Consider the following 19,100-nt stretch of genomic DNA (forward strand, 5'->3'; position numbering starts at 1 on the left):
ATACCGCTTCTTGCACTTGCAGATAGGCTTCTTATAACAGAAGCAGAGCATGAAGGAGTTGCTGGATGCCGACCCTGTTCCGTTTCCTGTTCGTCTGCGCGATCCTCGCCGGGACGGTCTACGGAGCGATGCTGGCGCTTGTGACCTTCGTGGAGCCGCAGCAGCGCGACGTGACGATCCGCATTCCGTCCGAGCGGGTCAATCCGCCCGCCACGGGCGCGATCGACACGACCAGGAAGTGAGCGGCATGGTGGATCTCGGCCGCGTCCATGTGGAATCTTTCCTGGAGATGATGAGCGCCGAACGGGGTGCTGCCGCCAACACGCTGCAATCCTATGAACACGATCTCGACGATATCAGATCCTTCCTGAAGGAGCGCAGCATAAGGCTCACCGAAGCCGCCTCCGCCGATCTCGCCGCCTATCTCTCCTCACTCGCCCGAAAGGGCTTCAAACCCTCCTCCCAGGCGCGCCGGCTTGCGGCCATGCGGCAGTTCTACAAGTTTCTCTACGCCGAGGGCCTGAGGACCGACGACCCCACAGGCATTCTCGACGCGCCGAAGAAAGGCCGTCCGCTGCCGAAGACGATGGGCGTCGAGGAGGTCGGCAGGTTGCTTTCGCAGGCCGAGGCCGAGGCAGACGATCCGGCTCCGGGCCAGCTGCAGCGCCTGCGCATGCTGGCGCTGCTGGAGCTGCTCTATGCCACCGGTATGCGTGTCAGCGAGCTCGTCTCGCTTCCTGCCCGTGTGCTCGATCAGGAGGGCCGTTTCCTGATGATCCGCGGCAAGGGCAACAAGGAACGGCTGGTGCCGCTGTCGCAATCGGCGATATCAGCCCTGAAATCCTATGGGCGCCGGCTGGCGGCCGAAAATGCCGCGACGAAGGAGCCGCCGCAGGAAAGCCCCTGGCTATTTCCCTCCGCTTCGAAGGAGGGATATCTGCCGCGCCAGGTTTTCGCCCGCGACCTCAAGAACCTGGCGATCCGCGCCGGTCTGACGCCGTCGCTGATCTCGCCGCATGTCATGCGCCACGCCTTTGCCAGCCACCTGCTTGCCAACGGCGCCGATCTGCGCGTCGTACAGGAACTCCTCGGCCATTCGGACATTTCGACCACGCAGATTTACACACATGTCCTCGAAGAGAGGCTGCAGCAGCTTGTCCAGACGCATCACCCCCTTGCCAAACAGGCGAAAAAGCACGAATAGGACCGGCGACAAGGGGCGGAGCCAGGAAAACGCCCCGGGCACAAGGAACGGAAACGCACCTCATGCACAATTATCTCGACTTCGAAAAGCCGATCTCCGACCTCGAAGGCAAGATCATCGAGCTGAAGAAGCTCGCAACGGAAGACGAGAGCATCGACACCACCGATGAGATCGGCAGGCTGGAGGTTCGCGTCCGTGAGGCCATCGTTGAAATCTATTCCAAGCTCAATCCCTGGCAGAAGACGCAGGTCGCCCGCCATCCGCAGCGCCCGCATTTCGTCGATTACGCCAAGACGCTGTTCCAGGAATTCACGCCGCTTGCCGGCGACCGCAAATTTTCCGAGGATGCCGCGATCCAGGCGGGCCTTGCCCGTTTCCGCGGCCAGCCTGTCGCCGTCATCGGCCAGGAAAAGGGCAATGACACCAAGAGCCGCCTGAAGCACAATTTCGGCAGCCCCCGCCCGGAAGGCTACCGCAAGGCGATCCGCATCCTTGAGATGGCCGATCGTTTCGGCCTGCCGGTGATTTCGCTGGTGGATACGGCAGGCGCCTATCCCGGCGTCGGCGCCGAAGAGCGCGGCCAGGCCGAGGCGATCGCCCGCTCCACGGAAATGTGCCTGGGCGTGAAGGTTCCCCTCGTCTCCGTCGTCATCGGCGAAGGCGGCTCGGGCGGGGCGATCGCCATCGCCACCGGCAACAAGGTCTATATGCTCGAGCATTCGATCTACAGCGTCATCTCGCCGGAAGGGGCAGCCTCCATCCTCTGGCGCGATTCCACCCGCGCCCGTGAAGCGGCGACCAACATGAAGATCACCGCCGAAGACCTGAAATCGCTCGGCGTCATCGACGGCATCATTTCCGAGCCCCTCGGCGGCGCGCATCGCGATCCCGACAGCGTGATAGCCGCAACCGGCGACGTAATCGCCGGTGCGCTGGCCGAAATGGCACCCCGCTCCGGCGAACAGCTGCGCAACGACCGCCGCCAGAAATTCCTCGCCATGGGCCGCAATCTCTAGCAGACATTCGGCTCTTAGGCGATTGGGGCCAAATCTTGGCCACATTGATGTTATCTGTAGCAATCGCGCTTGCGGGGATGTTCCAGGCACGTCATTGGCTGGTAAGATTTTATAAAGTATAAGCCGCCTATGATTCCTTCTGATGCCCGGACTCCATAGGCGGACCGGGTCGTATTATATTTATGGGCTAGTTTGGATGCGCATACGTCATTTTGCCTATATTTCCCTCATGGCGCTGGCTCTGTCCGGCTGCAATGACGCGTTGGAAACCGCGCAGGTCGATCTTTCCAAGGTTAAGAACAAGGTCGAACAGCCGCTTCCCAGCCATATCCTCACTGCCATGGCCGCCAAGGGCATGGACCGCAATTCGCCGATCATGATCCGCATCTTCAAGGAAGAAGGTGCCATGGAGATATGGAAGGCGAAGACCGACAACCGTTTCGACAAGATCGCCGATTACAAGATCTGCGCCTGGTCCGGCCGTCTCGGTCCGAAGGTAAAGACCGGCGACCGGCAGGCGCCGGAAGGTTTCTACGACCTGACGCGCGCCAACCTGAATCCCAATTCGAAATATTATCTGGCGATCAACACCGGCTTTCCGAACCGCTACGACGCGGCGAACGGCCGCAGCGGCTCCGATCTGATGATCCACGGCGCCTGCTCGTCCTCCGGCTGCTATTCGATGACCGACCAGCAGGTGCTGGAGATCTACGCCTTCGCCCGCGACGCCTTCAAGGGCGGCCAGTCGACTGTGCAGCTGCAGGCCTTCCCCTTCCGCATGACGGCGGAAAACATGGTCAAGCATCGCCTCGACAGCAGTTACGACTTCTGGAAGATGCTGAAGGTCGGCTACGACAATTTCGAAGTGACGAAGCGCCCGCCTGAGGTGAATGTCTGCGAGAAGAAATACGTCTTCAATCAGCAGGCAACCGACGGCAGCGCCTTCAATGCCGCCGGCAAGTGCCCTGCGATGTCGACGCCGCCGGCGCTGACGGCGGCCCTTGCCTCCTACGACAAGACCTACGATGCCGATTATGCCAAGGCGATGGGCAAATTTGACGGCATGGCCTGGTACGATCCCACGGAAGCCGAGCGCAAGGCCGTGGTCGCCAAGACGCGCAAGGGCCGCGAACTCGCCTACGCTCCGACCGGTACCTCGCTGGAAGCCGGCCGCATGGTCAAGGTCGCCGAACTTGAAGACCTGATGGCCAAGCGCACCGCGCAGGGCCTCGCTGCCAAGAGCGCGCCGGGCGCCACGCCGCCTGCAGCACCTGCCCAGCCGCAGGCAGTGGCCGTCGCTGCCGCGACACCTGCGGTCGTGCCGGTGCCGATGCAGAACCCGCTGGCCTTTACAGCGCCCGAACCGCAGGAAACGGCGGAAGCCACGGCAAAGAAGCCGTTCTGGAAATTCTGGGCGAGGAACTGAACGGCTTGAATCCGGTTCTCTACGATCTTCGCGGCCTGAAATGCCCATTCCCGGTGATCAAGACACGCAAGAAGCTCGCCGCCATGGCGAGCGGCACGCTCATTCGCGTCGACACCACCGATCCGCTGGCCGTGATCGATATGCCGCATTTCTGCAATGAGGACGGCCACGAGCTGATCGAGACGGAAAAGACCGAAAGCGGCCACCGCTTCCTGATCCGCAAGCGCTAAAGAGCGTCGCGATCTTTCAGATTCGCTTGCCGCACTTTAGGTCTTTGTTTTCCGCATGTCTTTGGCGCAAAACCGCTGCACACTTTTGCGCGACATGCTTTAAATTCTGAGGCCGGGGATAGCGAGCGGGTTGTCGGAGAGCGCCGCACGATCCGGCATGTCGATGCGCGGCTTGCCGAGGAAAGCGTCGAAGAGATCCTTCACGAAGGTTTCCGGCAGATCCCGGGTGATCAGCACCATCCGTGTGCGCCGGTCTTCCCCCGGCCAGGCGGGAAGCCGCACCGGCGGATGGAAGATGCTCTGCACCCCATGCAGCACCAGCGGCCGATCCGGCCGGTCGGAGACGGACACGATCGCCTTCATCCGCAACAGCTTCTCGCCATGGGCAGAGCGCAGGAGATCGATGAACATCTCAAGCGCCATCGGATCGATCGGCTTCTCCTCAATGATCGAGAAAGAACGGATCGAGGCATCGTGACGATTGACGTCATGCGGATCCTGATCCGCATGAGCGTGATGATGGTGGTGGTGACCATCATGATCATGGCCATGATTGTGATGTCCATCACGACCGTGGTCGTGATCGTGATGCGCCTCGTGCGCATCCTCGTCCTGCAGCCAACGGCCGACATCGGCAATCTTCGTCGCCGGATCGTAGAGCCCGTTGACCAGCACCGCGGCACTGCCCGCCTCGGCGCTGTCGGCATCCATCATCGTCGCGCGCGGATTGAGCGCCCGCAGCCGCTTTTCCAGCCCGTCCGTCGCCTCGGCCATCGATTTTTTCGAGACGATCAGCCGGTCGGCGACCGCCGCCTGCTTGCGCGCTTCCTCGTGATTGTCGAGGGTCTGCAGCCCATTCACCGCGTCCACGACGGTGACGACGCCGTCCAGCTCGAAATTCGTGGCGATGACGGGATTGCCCATGATCGCCTGCATGACTGGCGAAGGATCGGCAAGGCCCGTCGTCTCGATGACAACGCGCTTGACCGGCTTGACGCGGCCCGTCTGCACCGCGTCCATCAGGTTCGCCAGCGTATCCACCAGTTCGCCGCGCACGGTGCAGCACAGGCATCCGTCGGATAGTTCGATGATCGAATCGCCGGAACTTTCGACCAGGAGGTGGTCGATGCCGACATCGCCGAATTCGTTGATGATGACGGCCGCATCCTTCATCACGGGGTCTTTGAGGATGCGGTTGAGCAGCGTCGATTTGCCGGCGCCGAGAAAGCCGGTCAGGATGGTGACCGGAATCCTGTCGTTGAGCGCGCTCATGTCATCTACCTTAAAGCTTAAAAGGATGTCGGGCGCGGCATCGGCACCGGCACGTTGGCGATCGCTCCCGCCGTATCGCCGCGCGCCATTTTTTCCGGCTGCGCGGCCGGCTGCGGATCCTGGCCCGGAATGAGGCCGGCAAAAACGAATTGCGGATCGTGGTCCATTGGCTGGATATAGGGTGACTGCACTCGCATGCGGCCGACTTCGTCGCGCGTTTCGCTGCGCACCTTGGCGCCCTTGGCGCTGCAGATATCGGCGCTGATGTCGGTCACCTGGTCCTGTCCCGAACCGTAGGGTCTCAGCGAACCCAACGTGTCGTTGCTGGCAGGCTGGGTGGTGAAGCCTTTCTGCAAAAGGTTCGCCGTCGCATCGGCGCGCGCCGCGAGGCTGTCGGTGCCGAGCACGACGGAGACCAGCGTGCGGCCGTTGCGCGTGGCCGAACCGATCTGGTTGAAGCCCGAGGCGCAGATGAAGCCGGTCTTCATGCCGTCGGCGCCGGCGAAGCGGCCGATCAGCATGTTGAGGCTCGGCACGTTCTGCTGGCCGGTGGTGAAGCCCTCCAGCGCGAAATAACCGGCATATTGCGGAAAATCGCGGCGCAGCGCCACCGTCAGCACCGCAAGGTCACGTGCCGTCGTATACTGCCCCTTGCCGGGAAGGCCATTCGGATTGACGAAATGCGAATCCGTCATGCCGAGCTTCAGCGCCTCGCCGTTCATCCGCGTCACGAAGCCCTCCTGCGTGCCGCCGATGGCTTCGGCAACCGCAACCGCGATGTCGTTGGCCGATTTCACCATCAGGATCTTCAGCGCGCTGTCGAGCGTCAGCTTCTGGCCCGGCTTGAAATACATCTTGGCAGCTGGCTGCGCGGCGGCGCGCTTGCTCATGACGATGGGCGTATCGAGGCTGATCTGCCCGGCGCGGATCGCATCGAACACGGTATAGACGGTCATCAGCTTGGTCAGCGAGGCCGGATACCATTTGCGGAAGGCTTCCTCATGCTCGAGCACGCGGCCTGTCTGCACGTCGACGAGAATATGCGGATTGGCCTGGGCAAGCGAAACGGAGCCCAGAAAAACGGCAGTCGCCGCTGATACGAAAGAAAGCGGCCGCAAGGCAGCAAACAAACGGAAGTGGCGCGTCGACACGGTTCGTCCTTCAGATATCAGGAAAATCTCGAAATCTTCCCCTATTTAGCCTATATGGCTATGACATGGCAAAGGTCATTGACTAAGTAATTTCCACAGCCTCACACCCTTGTGATGCGATGAAAGATTGTCGAGATTTCATAACAGGAACGCCGATATGCCGATTTTGAACAGAGCCGCGGAGCTACAGGACGAGGTCGCCGAATGGCGCCGCCACATCCACGCCCGGCCCGAACTCCTCTTCGCGGTGGAAAATACGGCCGCCTTCGTCGCCGAAAAACTAAAGGAATTCGGCGTCGACGAGATCGTTACTGGTATCGGCCGCACCGGTGTCGTCGGTCTGATCAAGGGCAAGGGCGAAGGCTCCCGCACGGTCGGCCTGCGCGCCGACATGGACGCCCTGCCGCTGACTGAGATCACCGGCAAGCCCTGGGCTTCGAAGACACCGGGCAAGATGCATGCCTGCGGCCATGACGGCCACACCGCCATGCTGCTCGGCGCCGCGAAATACCTGGCCGAGACCCGCAACTTCAACGGCAATGTCGCCGTCATCTTCCAACCCGCCGAAGAAGGCGGCGGCGGTGGCAATCTGATGGTCAAGGACGGCATGATGGAGCGCTTCGCTATCGAAGAGGTCTACGGCATGCACAATCTGCCGGGCCTGCCCGTCGGCCAGTTCGCCACCCGCAAGGGCGCGATCATGGCGGCGACCGACGAATTCACCGTCACCATCAAGGGCCGCGGCGGCCACGCCGCCCAGCCGCACCGGACAATCGACCCGATCGCCATCGGCGCCCAGATCATCGCCAACCTGCAGATGATCGCCTCGCGCACCGCCGATCCGCTGCGCTCGCTCGTCGTCTCGGTGACCAAATTCAATGCCGGTTTCGCCCATAACGTCATTCCGAACGACGCGACCTTCGCCGGTACGGTTCGTACCCTCGACCCCGAGGTGCGCACGCTCGCCGAGACGCGGTTCCGGCAGATCGTCGAGGGACTGGTCGCTGCCCACGGCGCCGAGGCCGACATCAGCTTCCATCGCAACTATCCCGTCACCGTCAACCACCCCGATGAAACCGAGCATGCTGTGGCCACCGCCAGCGCCATCGCCGGCGAGGCGAACGTCAACGCCGAGATCGATCCGATGATGGGCGGCGAGGACTTCTCCTACATGCTGAACGCCCGCCCCGGCGCCTTCATCTTCATCGGCAACGGCGACAGCGCCGGCCTGCACAATCCGGCCTACGACTTCAACGACGAAGCCATCGCCCACGGCATCTCCTACTGGGCCCGCCTCGCCGAACAGCGCCTCGGCCTCTAGCAACAATTAAGGCTTGGCTTCCCGCCAAGCCTTTTGTATGCATGGCACTCAAGTGGTCCCGTAGCTCAGCAGGATAGAGCACCAGATTCCTAATCTGGGGGTCGCGCGTTCGAATCGCGCCGGGATCACCAGTCAATCAGATGCTTATCTCCCTCGACAGAACGTACGTTTCTGCAGACATGCAGGAACGCAATAACGATATCATGAGAAACCGGACTTGACTGTTAGTAGCGAGGCCGAGCGTCGCGCTAAGGCAGCACGACCCGAACTCTTGGGGCAAGAGATGGGCGATCAATTGGATTCGTTCAACTGGCTAGTTTTTCAACATCGGCGTCGATCCACGGTCAGTTCGCTCAAAATTGACGATCGCGTCTCAGCACAGACTGCCCTACCGAAAAAGGCAGTCGGCCAGAACCACTAGATCAGGAACGGTCAACGAATATTTTCGCGATCAGTGTGCGCTCGACGCAAATGTGCGCATATCGGAGCATGCCGTCGCAAAGTGGATAAACCGCTCCGACTGATTATCTATCCCTAGTTGAAAATGATCTCTGCGAGGGCGCGCAGCGTAGGCCGTCATGGTCCAGCCATGCGAAGTCCTTGGCACGGCTGCCTCGGCATCCCAGCCCATAAAGAATGGCACGCTTCTTGCGTTGCTTGGCGTATAGCCGAGCATGTTCGGCGGAAGCCCACGAATTCTCACAACCGGAAGGTGGGTGAGTTCTCGGACATTTGGAATAGGCTGATCGACGGCCAGGAGCAGATGACAACATATTCGATCGTTCTAGGACGCGAACGCCATGTCTTTCAGGATCTGAAATCGGTCTTGGCTTGCGCTTCGCCGCTGAAATCCGGTGACGTGCTGGCCGGGATCGCAGCGTCAAGCAACGAGCGGCGGGTGGCCGCCCGCTACCTGCTCGCGGATATGCCTCTCAAAACTTTCCTGGAGGATCTCGTCATTCCATACGAGGTCGACGAGGTCAGCCGACTGATCGTCGACCGCCATGATTGGATGGCATTCGCGCCGGTATCTCATATGACGGTCGGTGAGTTTCGCGATTGGCTTCTCTCTTATGACGCGACCTCCGAAAAACTGCTTGCGATTGCACCAGGCCTCACCCCCGAAATGGTCGCGGCGGTCTCCAAGATCATGCGCAACCATGATCTGATCACCGTCGCCGGCAAATGCAGGGTGGTCACTGCCTTTCGTTCCACGATCGGTCTGCCCGGCCGACTGTCGAGCCGTCTTCAGCCCAATCATCCCACCGATGATCCTGAAGGCGTCGCCGGCTCGACGCTCGATGGACTTCTCTATGGGATCGGCGATGCGGTGATCGGCATCAACCCGGCGACCGACAATCTCGAGGCCTGCACAAGATTGATGGTTCTTTTCGACCGGCTGCGCGAACGGTTCGATATCCCGACCCAATCCTGCGTATTGACCCATGTCACCACGTCAATCAAGTCGATCGAGGCTGGAGCGCCGCTCGACCTGGTGTTCCAGTCAATCGCCGGCTCTGAGGCCGCCAACAAGGGTTTCGGCGTCGATCTCGCCGTCCTCAGGGAAGGCCAGCAGGCAGCACTTTCCATGAAGCGCGGCACGGTCGGAAACAATGTCATGTATCTGGAGACCGGCCAGGGCAGCGCTCTCTCGGCCGACGCCCATCATGGTGTCGACGAACAGACGGTGGAGGCGCGGGCCTATGCCGTTGCACGTGAACTCAATCCGTTGCTCGTCAATACAGTCGTCGGCTTCATTGGCCCCGAATATCTTTTCGACGCCAAGCAAATTATCCGCGCCGGGCTCGAAGACCATTTCTGCGGCAAACTGCTTGGTGTGCCGATGGGGGTCGACGTTTGCTACACGAACCATGCGGAAGCCGACCAGGACGATATGGATAATCTGATGGTATTGCTGACTGTTGCGGGCGTCAGCTTTCTGATCGCAGTGCCCGGCGCCGACGACGTCATGCTCAATTATCAGAGCCTTTCCTACCACGATATTGTCGGCCTCAGGCACCAGTTCAATCGTCCGCCCGCTCCGGAGTTCGAAGCCTGGCTCCATCGCATGGGCATGCTTGATCACGCGGGTCGTCTTGCGCCTGCCAGCGCCTCGGGCGCCTTTTCTCGTAACCTCTTGAGCTACAGGGCATCGGCATGACTCCCTTCGAACGAGATCCGTTTGCGCGGTTCCGCAACGCCACACGCGCCCGGATTGGGCTTGGAAGGGCAGGCGACGCTTTACCGACATCGGCAATTCTCGACTTCCAGCTTGCCCATGCCCGGGCGCGGGATGCCGTGCACGGGCAAGTGGATTTTGTCGCCCTTGCCAAGCAGCTTGCTCCCGTGCCGACGGTCCGGATTCGGTCTCGCGCCAAAGACCGTACGATCTATCTGGCGCGCCCGGATCTCGGCCGTAAGACCAACGCAGCCGATCTCCCGAGCTCAGGCGATCGCTATGATATCGCCTTCATCATCGCAGACGGACTTTCGGCCTCGGCGGTCGAGCACCATGCGGTGCCGCTGTTTAAGGCATGCATGAAGCGTCTCGGCGGCTTCAGCGTCGCCCCGGTGATATTGGGCGAGCAGGCGCGGGTGGCATTTGGTGATGAGGCAGCGGCGGCGTTTGGTGCGGAAGTTGCGATCGTGCTGATCGGCGAGAGGCCGGGACTAAGCGTACCTGACAGTCTCGGCGCCTACATCACGTTCCGACCGCAATCGGGACGGCGCGATAGTGAGCGCAACTGCATTTCGAATATTCATGCCGACGGGCTCAGCTACGAGGTCGCAGCGGACAAGATCGTTTGGATCGTCCGGGAGGCGCTTCGCTTGCAGCTGACTGGTGTCGATCTCAAGGAAAATGCCGAAGGCGCCATAGAAGCGCTGCCACACCAAGAAGCATAAAATTCAATCTAAAAAAAAGGGGAACAATCATGTCAAATTCTCAACCGACGCTCGCCAAAAGCCTGACCGGGCTGCATTTATGGGGACTTGCCGTCGGCCTCGTCATCTCCGGCGAATATTTCGGCTGGAGCTATGGCTGGGCGGCTGCCGGCACACTCGGGTTCTTGATCACCACAATCCTGATCGCCGTGATGTACACCACCTTCATTTTCTCCTTCACGGAGCTGACGACGGCTATTCCCCATGCCGGCGGCCCTTTTGCATATGCGCTGAGGGCTTTCGGCCCGCTCGGCGGCTTCGTTGCGGGCTTTGCGACATTGGTTGAATTCGTCTTCGCCCCTCCGGCCATCGCGCTGGCCATCGGCGCCTATCTCAATGTGCAGTTCCCGGGGCTCGATCCGAAAGTGGCGGCGGTCGGCGCCTATATCATTTTCATGGCGCTCAATATTGTCGGAGTTACCATCGCGGCAACCTTCGAACTCTTCATCACCATTCTGGCGATTGCCGAACTGCTGATCTTTATGGGTGTCGTCGCGCCGGGCTTCTCTTTTGCCAATTTCGCGGCCAATGGCTGGGCTGGCGCCCCTGAATTCTCGGTCGGTGCCATTGGAGGCATCTTTGCCGCCATTCCATTTGCCATTTGGTTTTTCCTGGCGATCGAAGGCGCGGCGATGGCGGCTGAGGAGACCAAGAACCCCACCCGCACCGTTCCCATTGCCTATATTGCGGGTATTCTGACACTCGTCTTCCTTGCCTTCGGCACCATGATCTTCGCCGGTGGCGTCGGCGACTGGCGCACGCTGTCCAACATCAACGATCCGCTACCGCAGGCGATGAAGGCAGTGGTGGGCGAATCCTCCGGTTGGCTGCACATGCTGGTCTGGATCGGCCTGTTCGGCCTGATTGCTTCCTTTCACGGCATCATCATGGGCTATTCCAGGCAGATTTTTGCGCTGGGCCGCGCCGGCTACCTCCCGGAAGTCCTTGCAAAAATCCATCCGAAATTCCGCACGCCTTATCTCGCAGTCCTTGCAGGTGGCGCCGTCGGCATCGCAGCCATCTTTTCCGACAGCCTGATCCAGATCGGCGGTTTGCCGCTGACGGCCAATATTGTCACCATGTCGGTGTTCGGCGCGATCATCATGTACATCGTCTCGATGGCGTCGCTGTTTAAGCTGCGTCAGGCCGAACCTGAACTCGCCCGACCCTTCAGGGCCTGGGGTTATCCCGTGGTGCCAGCCATTGCCCTCGGGCTCGCCCTCGTCGCGCTGGCGGCGATGATCTACTACAACTTCCTGATCTTTGTGATCTTCCTCGCGATGGGCGTGGTGGCATTCGGCATTTGGCGTTTGCTTTCAGGTGGCATCGCCAAGGAAGCGGCAGCGTCCACGTAACAAGGCTCTCTGGCCCGATCACCGGAAAGGCGACTGCACGAACTGGTTCCGATCAATATCGACGCCCCCGCCGGAGTTTGGCGGGGGTCATTTCAGCGCAAGCCTGACTGATATCATCACGTTCCGGGCCGGTCGCTTCGCCTCGCCGTTCAGGTGGGCCAACCCGCCGGCAAAGTTCTTAAACCATTCTCGAAAATGAGCTCGAAGACCGTTCGATCTTCATTGCCCCAGGCCGCGTTCGCCGCCAATTGGTTCATCGCACCTGACGATGGACGCGCCGTGTCCTCGTGACCCGCCGCGCACCCAATCCCAGCAGCGCCGCCACGGCCCAACCTCCGACAAAGCCGATCGCGCCCCAGACGAGACCGGCAAAACTGACGGGCACGCCGGGCATGAAGTCGCGCCAGGTATTGGCGAGAACGCCCTCATCCGCGTCCTGCAGCAGGATGAAAGGCTTGGCGACGGGTGCGGCGGTGCCGAGGTGGAGCTGCTGGGAGAGCAGCGTTTCGTAACGCGTGATCGTGCTGCGCATCGAGACGCCGCGGTCGCGCAGAAAATCGTCGGGTGATTGCGCATAGGCATTCAGCGCCTGTTGGCGATCGAGATGGTGCTCGGCGGCCTGGGCGTTGAAATCCTCGACGATGACGCGCAATTCGTCGATCGCCCCACCGATCCGCTGGCGGTATTGCTGCGCAAATTCCGGCGCCTGCGAAAAAATCGTGCCGCCCGCAAGCCCGGCCACAATGGCGATGATCCTTGCAATCAGTCCCATGATCGATGCCTCCGGCTATCCCCTGCGCTAACGATCCGCGGCCGTAAAGGTTTCTGCCTCCGTCACAATCGGTAACTCTATGTGATTGAACTGACTGTGCTTCCAGCGAGTTGATGCCGTGACCAACTCAGAAAGAGAGGCTCGTCATGAAACAGATTATCCTTGCCTGCACGCTCACTGCTGCGTCCATCTTTTCCGCAATGCCATCCCAGGCGGCAAGTGTGACCATCACCACGGATGACGCGCGTCCGTACTACCGCCATTCAGACCGGCCCTATTACCGCCCTCACATGAGGCCGCGTCACATTTCCGAGGAGTGCTTCACCAAGGTGGAAAAAATCCGCCGCCACGGTCACACGATCGTCAAGGAAACCCGAATCTGCCGATAAGGCAATCCCTGCAGGAAAAGCCCGGCTGATCCTCCCCAGCCGGGCTTTTCATCTGATCGCGCCAATGAGGAACTTCGCCATATCAGCCGCGTTTATCGCGAAACAGGAGTATTCATCATGCGTATCAAGATGACTCTTTTGGCCATCGCCTATGTCGCCGTCAGTGTCCTGCTGCTCGCCATCGCCTACCAGCCGCAGGGATCGGGCGCCGCACATAAAACGGATCGTCTGGCCGGCTCGTCCTTCCTCGTCGAACGCTTCGCCGGTTGACCGGCTGAGTGCCGACTTATAGCGGCGACGCGGAACTGTCCTCGTCCGGCAGGTTTGGCTCCGGAGCAGCCTGCTATCTGGCTAATGCGTGCCGTCGAGCGAGGATCCGCCAAGCAGGATCCGGTTTAGCACCGCATGCACGCCCTCGACGGCTTTGGCAACCGCGGTTGCCCGTTCGATCTCGCCGACCGTGCCGACGGTGCCGCTCAGCACGATCTGGTCGTTCTCCATCGTCACTTCGACATCAGACGCATCGATACCGCCGGCGATCGCCAGCGCATTGGCGACGGCTGCCTCGACCGATGCACGATTGGCGATTTCCGCTTCCATCTCGGGTTCGAGCCCGTGAAATGTCTGCTCCTTGAAAACCATGATCCATTCCTCCGTGAAACCTCCAGAGGAAACGCCCTTCGACAGAGTTTGGTTTCAGCGCCGCTACCAGTTAACGCGATAGCGGAGATTGACGCTGCCAGCCTCATCCCCCGAAAACGGATTGTTCATCGACGCATCGAGATTGAGGTTCGGCAGGATGGCCTGGCTGACCGCCACCGTACTCGAGAAGTCGCCGCTGACATTGCTGACGCCTGTGCCTGCCGAAAGCGAGGTTCCCGTCCAGGGATGGATCAGTTTCAGCGCCTGCGATGCCGTCACAGAAGCCTGCCGGGCATCGACCGCATCATATTGAACGCTGATGGACCGGCTCGATTGCATGTCGAGCGAATCGGACAGGATCCAGCTGCGCGAGCGGCTGAGGGTCAGCGCGCCGCTGCCGCGCAGCGTATCGACGCTGACGCTCGCGCCCTGTTGTGACCGGCTTTCCGGAGTGACGCTCGTCCTGGTGATCCTGCCCCAAAGCATTGCCTGTTCCGAGCCGGGCAGCGGCGCCCCGCCTTTGGTCGAGGCAAGCGCAATATCGGCGCCGGCGCTCGTTTCCCATTCCGCCGGCAAACGAAACCCCATCGTCGCCTTGTAGGACCGGTCCGAAAGCTTGGCCGGTGACCAGATCACCAAGTCATCCGCCCTCGCTGCAGCGGTGAGCGAGGGCAGGATGGCGAAAAGAATGCACGCTATTTTAAATGTCGTCATGAAGTAAGAACGTTTTGCCTGACACAGGGCTGCGGCTCCGAAACCGAAGCAGCAGCACACAGAAGCGCTCGCAGCGAACGCGATGAGGGATCTCGGCCAAGCCGCTCATCCCGGTTTCATCCTCGATTTAATGGTTGGCTCGGAAAGCCGGCGGCACCGAGTGCCTGTTCTTCAATAGACGCTTTAGCGCCTCAAATTGCCCATGCGACCGAAACCAGCCGCAACGGAACCGCGATTCCTCAAGCAATGTTAGGAGGATCACATCCAACCGCCGTTCTGTAAACCCCTCAAGGGTTGAAATCTGCTGCACCGCACACTTGCCGCCCCCTCCAAAGCCTAGTAGAGCCTGAGCCTACGAGAGAAATTTTCGCGAAATTCTACATGATGACCGGCAAAAGCGCGCCGCGGCGCCTCAGCATCTTCGGTTCGACGGGTTCGATCGGCCAGAATACACTCAATGTCGTCGATCACCTGGGCGGACGGGAGAACTTCGAAATCTCCGTGCTGACCGGCAGCGGCAATGTCGAATTGCTGGCTCGGCAGGCGAAACTATCCGGCGCGCGGCTGGCGGTGACGGCAAACGACCGCCATTACGAATCACTGAAGAGCGAACTTTCTGGCAGCGGCATCGCGGTCGCCTCGGGAAAATCCGGCCTGATGGAAGCCGCCGACCGCGAAGTCGACTGGGTGATGGCGGCCATCGTCGGCACTGCGGGCCTGGCGCCGACCCTTGCCGCTGCGCGCCGCGGCGCCGATATCGCTCTTGCCAACAAGGAATGCCTGGTATCGGCCGGTGATCTCTTTATCGCAGCGATCCGCGAAGGCGGCGGCAGGCTGCTTCCGGTCGACAGCGAGCACAACGCGATTTTCCAGGTGCTGGAAGAGAACCAACGCCATGCCGTCGAGCGGGTCATCCTGACGGCGTCGGGTGGCCCCTTCCGCACCGCCTCGCTGCGTGACATGGCTGATGTGACGGTGGAAACCGCGCGCGCCCACCCGAACTGGTCGATGGGCTTGAAGATCTCGATCGACAGCGCCTCGATGTTCAACAAGGCGCTGGAGATGATCGAAGCCCGGCACCTTTTCGGCCTCAGCCCCGAACAGATCGAGGTCATCTTCCACCCGCAATCGATCATCCATTCCATGGTCGGCTATACGGATGGGTCTGTGCTGGCGCAGCTTGGCGCGCCCGATATGCGCACCGCCATCGGTTATGCCCTGTCCTTTCCGCGCCGGCCGAACCTGCCGGTCGAGCGGCTGGATTTCGCCAAGCTCGCCAGGCTGGATTTCGAGGCACCGGATGAAGTGCGGTTTCCGGCGCTGCGGCTCGCGCGCCTGGCGATGACGCGCGGCGGTGTTCAGGGCGCGGTGCTGAACGGCGCCAAGGAAGTGGCGCTCGAAGCCTTCATCGAAGGGCGACTGTCCTTCCTCGCCATGGCCGAGGTCACCGAGAGGGTCATGGACGATCTGGCCCGCCTGCCCCCGGCTTCCGCCATGGACGATGTCTTCGCCGCCGACAGGCAGGCCCGGCAAAGGGCGGCAGAGCTCATGACACTGGCGATCGCCGAGTGAAGTTCAGACCCGGCCGATCGCCGGGTGCTCGCCCGCCTCCTGACGGTCGCGATTAGCGCAACCGGTTCCCGCCCTCGTCGAACAACCTGCAATCCGACGGTTCAAACAGCAGGCTCACCTGCTCGCCCGCCGCAATACTGATCGGTGACCGATGCTCGACGGTGAGTGACTGGCCATCGGCAAGCTGGCAATAGAGATATTGCGTTCCGCCGAGATATTCCGAAAAATCAACCCTGGCCGTCAGGCTGCCCGATAGGTCGGATGCCACCTTCAGATGCTCCGGCCGCAGACCGAGCGTCACCGCTGCACCAACCGGCCTGTCCGCCGGCGGCAGGCCGCTTTCGATCTGCCGGCCGGCGACCTCGACCAGGCCCCCCTCACCCCAGCGGGCATTCAGCAGGTTCATCCTCGGCGAGCCGATGAAGCCCGCCACGAAGGTATTCGAGGGATTCTCGTAGATTTCCCGCGGCGTTCCCGCCTGTTCGACGCGGCCGTCGCGCAGCACGACGATCTTGTCGGCGAGCGTCATCGCCTCCGTCTGGTCGTGGGTGACATAGATCATCGTGTTGCCGAGTTCGCGGTGGAGGCGGGCGATCTCGATGCGCATCGAAACGCGCAGTTCCGCATCGAGATTGGACAGCGGTTCGTCGAATAGGAAGACGTCGGGCTTGCGCACGATCGCCCGGCCGATCGCCACACGCTGCCGCTGGCCGCCGGAAAGCTGTCCCGGCCGCCGGTCGAGAAGATGGTCGATCTTCAGGATCGCGGAGGCGGCCTTGACCCGCGTCTCTATCTCCGCGGCATTGGTGCGCGCCATCTTCAAGCCGAAGGCCAGGTTGTCGCGCACGCTCATATGCGGATAGAGCGCGTAGGACTGGAAGACCATGGCGATGCCGCGCTCGGATGGATCGAGATCGGTGACAACACGCCCCTTGATCTCGACCTCCCCGTCGGTCACGTCTTCCAGGCCGGCGATCATGCGAAGAAGCGTCGATTTTCCGCAGCCGGAAGGGCCGACGAAGACGACGAATTCGCCCTCCGCGATCGTCAGGTCGATCCCGTGGACCACCTGCAGATTGCCATAGCTTTTTCGCACGTCCTGGAGCACGACGCTCTTGTTACCCATACCGTTCGTCATCCCCAAAAAGACCTATCTGTCCGACTGGACCCAGACGAGCATCTCTCCGGGCGCGCGGTTGTCCCAGAGATGATAGGGCACGAAACGCGCGGTGGCGACCTGCCTTTCGGCCGGCGCCTTGCGGTAGAGCGCTGTTCCCCAGTTCGATGTTTCCTCGCGCTCGACCTTGAGATCGAGAGCGACGGCATCATTGAGATCCTTCAGCACGACGGTTTCGGCTGTGGAGAGCTCACGCGGCAGGACGATGGCGTTGAGGTCTTCGCCATTGTCAGTGGTTTCGACGCAATAGACCAGCGGGCCGCGCATCAGTGCGACGCGCCCGGCATCCTGGCGCACTTTCGGGTTGGCATATTGCGGGCGAAGCGCCAGCGGCAGGTAGAGGGCGACACGATCACCCGCGGCCCACTCGCGATCGATCCTGGCATATCCGTCGTGCATAGTGGCGTTGAGATCAAGCATCGTTCCATTGACGCTGAGAGTCGCACCATCAGCCCAATCCGGAATGCGCAGCGACAACGCGAATGTCGCCGGCTTCTCCAGCTTGGTGGTAAAGGCGACCGCCCCTTCCCACGGATAGTTGGTGGTCTGCTCGAGTTCCACCTCGGCGCCGTTGGCCAGCTTCAGCCTTGCGGTGCTCTCGCCATAGAGGTGCACGGCGATCTCGTTATCCGAAACGGCGTACATGTAGGAGCCGATCGAGGTCACCAGCCGGGCGATGTTGGGCGGGCAGCAGGGGCAATGGTGCCACTTCCACCGGTGGTGCTTGCCGGCACTTTCGAGCGGATTGTCATAGAAGAAGGTCTTGCCGTCGGTCGAAAGCCCGGGCAGCGCGCCGTTGTAAAGCGCCTGCTCCATGATGTCGGCATAGCGCCGGTCCGGACCGCGGCCGAGCATGCGGCTCGCCCAGAACACCAGGCCGACCGAGGCGCAGGTCTCCGCATAGGCGGTATCGTTCGGCAGGTCGAAGTAATCGGTAAAGCCCTCGTTGGAGGCAGCCGGCCCGATACCGCCAGTGATGTACATCTGCTTGGTCGTCAGATCGTCCCAGAGCGTTTCCAGCGCTGCCGTCAGGCTGTCGTCCTTGTATTCGGTGGCGATGTCGGCCATGCCGGAATAGAGATACATGGCGCGCACCGCGTGGCCGACGACCTTTGTCTGCGCGCGCACCGGCTGGTGCGCCTGCGCATATTCATAGGTCTTCTGGTGGTACCCGGAGACATCGCGCCCGTCGCGGGTTGCCTCGGCGGTGAAGAAATGCGGTTCGGTGCCGCGTTCGTCGATGAAGTATTTCGACAATTCGAGATATTTCTTCTCGCCGGTCACGCGAGCGAGCTTGACCAGCGCCAGCTCGACTTCCTCGTGGCCACAATAGCCTGATATCTGGCCTTTGCCGTGGCCGAAAATCTTGATCATGTAATCGGCATAGCGGCACATGATGTCGAGCAGCTTGCGTTTGCCGGTAGCCTGATAATAAGCGACCGCAGCTTCCATCAGGTGGCCGGCGCAATAGAGCTCGTGATGGTCGCGCAGATTGGTCCAACGGCGGTTCGGTTCCACGCGCTGGAACCAGGCATTCAGATAGCCGTCCTCATCCTGCAGCTTCTCGTACATGTCGATGATCTCATCGGCGCGCGCTTCGAGCTTCGGGTTCGGCCGGCGATAGAGCGAATAGGCGATCGTCTCGATCGATTTGCCGAGGTCGGAATCCCAGAACATCTGCGTCGTGCCGCCCCATGGCTGAATGGGAATGACGACCCCGGGGCTCGGCTGATCGACGTCGATCGCCTTGAGCATGCCGGCCTCGACACAGCGGTCGAGCAGGGTCTCGGCAGTGGAATTGCAGACGGCGTCCTGCCATTTGCCCCAGAACCCGCCGAGCTCCACATCGGGAACGGCGACGGGGCGAAACTGGCGGTCGTTGCTTGGTTTGGTCATGGGCTCCACTTTCTCTAAGA

Annotated in this window: 19 protein-coding genes and 1 tRNA gene; 13 read left to right on the forward strand and 7 right to left on the reverse strand. The window is 61.2% G+C overall.

Annotation, left to right across the window (positions count from 1 at the left end; genetic code table 11):
* Positions 1–65 precede the first annotated feature (65 nt).
* The 5 genes from J3P73_RS22550 to J3P73_RS22570 all read left to right on the forward strand — a co-directional run bounded on the left by J3P73_RS22550 (position 66) and on the right by J3P73_RS22570 (position 3,876).
* Positions 66–242 (forward strand): hypothetical protein, encoded by a 177-nt coding sequence (locus tag J3P73_RS22550; protein ID WP_012759201.1) that lies wholly within the window; start codon positions 66–68, stop codon positions 240–242.
* A 5-nt stretch (positions 243–247) separates the two neighbouring features.
* The gene (gene xerD / locus J3P73_RS22555) at positions 248–1,204 is read left to right on the forward strand and encodes a site-specific tyrosine recombinase XerD (protein WP_018069268.1); all 957 of its coding nucleotides are present in this window, start codon (positions 248–250) and stop codon (positions 1,202–1,204) included.
* Between the two features lie 62 nt (positions 1,205–1,266).
* Positions 1,267–2,220 (forward strand): acetyl-CoA carboxylase carboxyltransferase subunit alpha, encoded by a 954-nt coding sequence (locus J3P73_RS22560; protein WP_003543368.1) that lies wholly within the window; start codon positions 1,267–1,269, stop codon positions 2,218–2,220.
* Between the two features lie 196 nt (positions 2,221–2,416).
* On the forward strand, positions 2,417–3,646 hold the full coding sequence (locus J3P73_RS22565) for a L,D-transpeptidase family protein (RefSeq protein WP_130692847.1): 1,230 nt from the start codon (positions 2,417–2,419) through the stop codon (positions 3,644–3,646).
* Positions 3,647–3,651: 5 nt separating this feature from the next.
* Positions 3,652–3,876, forward strand: coding sequence for a sulfurtransferase TusA family protein (locus tag J3P73_RS22570; protein ID WP_018069270.1), 225 nt, complete (start codon positions 3,652–3,654; stop codon positions 3,874–3,876).
* A 99-nt stretch (positions 3,877–3,975) separates the two neighbouring features.
* Here J3P73_RS22570 and J3P73_RS22575 read toward each other — a convergent pair whose 3' ends face one another.
* Positions 3,976–5,148, reverse strand: coding sequence for a CobW family GTP-binding protein (locus tag J3P73_RS22575; RefSeq protein WP_130692849.1), 1,173 nt, complete (start codon positions 5,146–5,148; stop codon positions 3,976–3,978).
* Positions 5,149–5,165: 17 nt separating this feature from the next.
* Entirely contained in the window at positions 5,166–6,299 is a 1,134-nt protein-coding gene (locus J3P73_RS22580) for a D-alanyl-D-alanine carboxypeptidase family protein (protein ID WP_024323331.1), read from the reverse strand.
* A 157-nt stretch (positions 6,300–6,456) separates the two neighbouring features.
* On the opposite strand from J3P73_RS22580, the gene J3P73_RS22585 reads away from it, so the two are divergent.
* The 5 genes from J3P73_RS22585 (at position 6,457) to eat (ending at position 11,918) form a co-directional block, all read left to right on the forward strand.
* A complete protein-coding gene (locus J3P73_RS22585) occupies positions 6,457–7,620 on the forward strand; it encodes a M20 aminoacylase family protein (RefSeq protein ID WP_130692851.1) in 1,164 nt (387 codons plus the stop codon).
* A gap of 54 nt (positions 7,621–7,674) precedes the next feature.
* Positions 7,675–7,751 (forward strand) — tRNA-Arg (locus J3P73_RS22590).
* Between the two features lie 581 nt (positions 7,752–8,332).
* Complete coding sequence (locus J3P73_RS22595) at positions 8,333–9,781, forward strand: ethanolamine ammonia-lyase subunit EutB (RefSeq protein ID WP_130692900.1); 1,449 nt, start codon at positions 8,333–8,335, stop codon at positions 9,779–9,781.
* Positions 9,778–10,524 carry an ethanolamine ammonia-lyase subunit EutC gene (gene eutC / locus J3P73_RS22600; protein ID WP_130675843.1) on the forward strand — a complete coding sequence of 249 codons (747 nt, stop codon included), beginning with the start codon at positions 9,778–9,780 and terminating at the stop codon, positions 10,522–10,524. Before J3P73_RS22595 ends, eutC begins: the two co-directional genes overlap by 4 nt.
* Positions 10,525–10,553: 29 nt before the next feature.
* Positions 10,554–11,918 (forward strand): ethanolamine permease, encoded by a 1,365-nt coding sequence (eat, locus tag J3P73_RS22605; RefSeq protein ID WP_027682627.1) that lies wholly within the window; start codon positions 10,554–10,556, stop codon positions 11,916–11,918.
* Positions 11,919–12,171: 253 nt separating this feature from the next.
* On the opposite strand, the gene J3P73_RS22610 is transcribed toward eat, so the two are convergent.
* Entirely contained in the window at positions 12,172–12,690 is a 519-nt protein-coding gene (locus J3P73_RS22610) for a DUF2937 family protein (protein ID WP_130692902.1), read from the reverse strand.
* 146 nt (positions 12,691–12,836) lie between these two features.
* On the opposite strand from J3P73_RS22610, the gene J3P73_RS22615 reads away from it, so the two are divergent.
* Both J3P73_RS22615 and J3P73_RS22620 read left to right on the forward strand, forming a co-directional pair.
* Positions 12,837–13,079, forward strand: coding sequence for a hypothetical protein (locus J3P73_RS22615; protein ID WP_130692904.1), 243 nt, complete (start codon positions 12,837–12,839; stop codon positions 13,077–13,079).
* A 117-nt stretch (positions 13,080–13,196) separates the two neighbouring features.
* The gene (locus tag J3P73_RS22620) at positions 13,197–13,349 is read left to right on the forward strand and encodes a hypothetical protein (protein WP_018069279.1); all 153 of its coding nucleotides are present in this window, start codon (positions 13,197–13,199) and stop codon (positions 13,347–13,349) included.
* 81 nt (positions 13,350–13,430) lie between these two features.
* Here J3P73_RS22620 and J3P73_RS22625 read toward each other — a convergent pair whose 3' ends face one another.
* Both J3P73_RS22625 and J3P73_RS22630 read right to left on the reverse strand, forming a co-directional pair.
* Positions 13,431–13,721, reverse strand: coding sequence for a BON domain-containing protein (locus J3P73_RS22625; RefSeq protein ID WP_018069280.1), 291 nt, complete (start codon positions 13,719–13,721; stop codon positions 13,431–13,433).
* Between the two features lie 63 nt (positions 13,722–13,784).
* Positions 13,785–14,435, reverse strand: coding sequence for a hypothetical protein (locus J3P73_RS22630; protein WP_174826540.1), 651 nt, complete (start codon positions 14,433–14,435; stop codon positions 13,785–13,787).
* Between the two features lie 381 nt (positions 14,436–14,816).
* Between J3P73_RS22630 and dxr the strand changes: the two genes are divergently transcribed.
* Complete coding sequence (dxr, locus tag J3P73_RS22635) at positions 14,817–16,007, forward strand: 1-deoxy-D-xylulose-5-phosphate reductoisomerase (RefSeq protein WP_075225904.1); 1,191 nt, start codon at positions 14,817–14,819, stop codon at positions 16,005–16,007.
* A gap of 52 nt (positions 16,008–16,059) precedes the next feature.
* On the opposite strand, the gene J3P73_RS22640 is transcribed toward dxr, so the two are convergent.
* Complete coding sequence (locus J3P73_RS22640) at positions 16,060–17,133, reverse strand: ABC transporter ATP-binding protein (RefSeq protein ID WP_174826609.1); 1,074 nt, start codon at positions 17,131–17,133, stop codon at positions 16,060–16,062.
* 24 nt (positions 17,134–17,157) lie between these two features.
* Positions 17,158–19,080, reverse strand: a complete 1,923-nt coding sequence (locus J3P73_RS22645) for a glycoside hydrolase family 127 protein (protein ID WP_130692906.1) — start codon at positions 19,078–19,080, stop codon at positions 17,158–17,160.
* Between the last annotated feature and the right edge of the window lie 20 nt (positions 19,081–19,100).

Origin of the sequence: Rhizobium ruizarguesonis (genome assembly GCF_017357285.1) — a bacterium.
GTDB classification, from domain to species: Bacteria; Pseudomonadota; Alphaproteobacteria; order Rhizobiales; family Rhizobiaceae; genus Rhizobium; species Rhizobium ruizarguesonis.

Bases quoted from the DNA above. Each gene is read 5' to 3' on its own strand.
- J3P73_RS22550 (WP_012759201.1), top strand. From the start codon at position 66: ATGCCGACCCTGTTCCGTTTCCTGTTCGTCTGCGCGATCCTCGCCGGG.
- xerD (WP_018069268.1), top strand. From the start codon at position 248: ATGGTGGATCTCGGCCGCGTCCATGTGGAATCTTTCCTGGAGATGATG.
- J3P73_RS22560 (WP_003543368.1), top strand. From the start codon at position 1,267: ATGCACAATTATCTCGACTTCGAAAAGCCGATCTCCGACCTCGAAGGC.
- J3P73_RS22565 (WP_130692847.1), top strand. From the start codon at position 2,417: ATGCGCATACGTCATTTTGCCTATATTTCCCTCATGGCGCTGGCTCTG.
- J3P73_RS22575 (WP_130692849.1), bottom strand. From the start codon at position 5,148: ATGAGCGCGCTCAACGACAGGATTCCGGTCACCATCCTGACCGGCTTT.
- J3P73_RS22585 (WP_130692851.1), top strand. From the start codon at position 6,457: ATGCCGATTTTGAACAGAGCCGCGGAGCTACAGGACGAGGTCGCCGAA.
- eutC (WP_130675843.1), top strand. From the start codon at position 9,778: ATGACTCCCTTCGAACGAGATCCGTTTGCGCGGTTCCGCAACGCCACA.
- eat (WP_027682627.1), top strand. From the start codon at position 10,554: ATGTCAAATTCTCAACCGACGCTCGCCAAAAGCCTGACCGGGCTGCAT.
- J3P73_RS22610 (WP_130692902.1), bottom strand. From the start codon at position 12,690: ATGGGACTGATTGCAAGGATCATCGCCATTGTGGCCGGGCTTGCGGGC.
- J3P73_RS22615 (WP_130692904.1), top strand. From the start codon at position 12,837: ATGAAACAGATTATCCTTGCCTGCACGCTCACTGCTGCGTCCATCTTT.
- J3P73_RS22620 (WP_018069279.1), top strand. From the start codon at position 13,197: ATGCGTATCAAGATGACTCTTTTGGCCATCGCCTATGTCGCCGTCAGT.
- J3P73_RS22625 (WP_018069280.1), bottom strand. From the start codon at position 13,721: ATGGTTTTCAAGGAGCAGACATTTCACGGGCTCGAACCCGAGATGGAA.
- J3P73_RS22630 (WP_174826540.1), bottom strand. From the start codon at position 14,435: ATGACGACATTTAAAATAGCGTGCATTCTTTTCGCCATCCTGCCCTCG.
- dxr (WP_075225904.1), top strand. From the start codon at position 14,817: ATGATGACCGGCAAAAGCGCGCCGCGGCGCCTCAGCATCTTCGGTTCG.
- J3P73_RS22640 (WP_174826609.1), bottom strand. From the start codon at position 17,133: ATGGGTAACAAGAGCGTCGTGCTCCAGGACGTGCGAAAAAGCTATGGC.
- J3P73_RS22645 (WP_130692906.1), bottom strand. From the start codon at position 19,080: ATGACCAAACCAAGCAACGACCGCCAGTTTCGCCCCGTCGCCGTTCCC.